This is a genomic window from Sporosarcina koreensis, from assembly GCF_001531445.1.
In the GTDB taxonomy this organism is placed as follows: Bacteria; Bacillota; Bacilli; order Bacillales_A; family Planococcaceae; genus Sporosarcina; species Sporosarcina koreensis_C.
In genome coordinates this window covers 1-740 of record NZ_LQYA01000354.1, presented here as the reverse complement: position 1 = coordinate 740, position 740 = coordinate 1, and the positions used below count along the sequence as shown (strand labels likewise).

Annotated in this window: 1 protein-coding gene; it reads left to right on the top strand. The window is 61.9% G+C overall.

Annotation, left to right across the window (positions count from 1 at the left end; translation table 11 throughout):
* Positions 1-14 precede the first annotated feature (14 nt).
* Positions 15-740, top strand: a 726-nt coding sequence (locus AWV70_RS22395; protein WP_201024469.1) for an MFS transporter, incomplete at its 3' end; no start/stop codon positions are given.

The following is a 740-nucleotide window of genomic DNA, read 5'->3' as shown; positions in this document are numbered from 1 at the left end:
TGGGGATCTCCACCGTGGTGATCGGCCTGCTGCCCGGCTATGAAAGCATTGGCATTGTCGCGCCGATGCTGCTGGCGCTGGCGCGTTTCGGTCAGGGCCTTGGCCTCGGCGGGGAATGGGGCGGCGCAGCGCTGCTGGCTACGGAAAACGCCCCGGCGCGCAAGCGCGCCCTGTACGGCTCCTTCCCGCAGCTGGGCGCGCCGATCGGCTTCTTCTTCGCCAACGGCACCTTCCTGCTGCTCTCCTGGCTGCTGACCGACCAGCAGTTTATGGAGTGGGGCTGGCGCGTGCCGTTTATCTTCTCCGCGGTGCTGGTGATCATCGGTCTGTATGTTCGCGTCTCGCTGCATGAGACCCCGGTCTTCGCCAAAGTAGCGGCGGCGAAAAAACAGGTCAAAATCCCGCTGGGTACCCTGTTGACCAAACACGTCCGGGTGACGGTGCTGGGCACCTTCATCATGCTGGCCACCTATACCCTGTTCTACATCATGACCGTCTACTCGATGACCTTCAGCACCGGCGCGGCGCCGAATGGCCTGGGTCTGCCGCGTAACGAAGTGCTGTGGATGCTGATGATGGCGGTGATTGGCTTTGGCGTAATGGTGCCTGTCGCCGGCCTGCTGGCGGACGCTTTTGGTCGTCGCAAGAGCATGATTATCATCACCACGATGATTATTTTGTTCGCCCTGTTCGCCTTTAAACCGCTGCTGGGCTCCGGCAATCCGCTGCTGGTCTTCGCC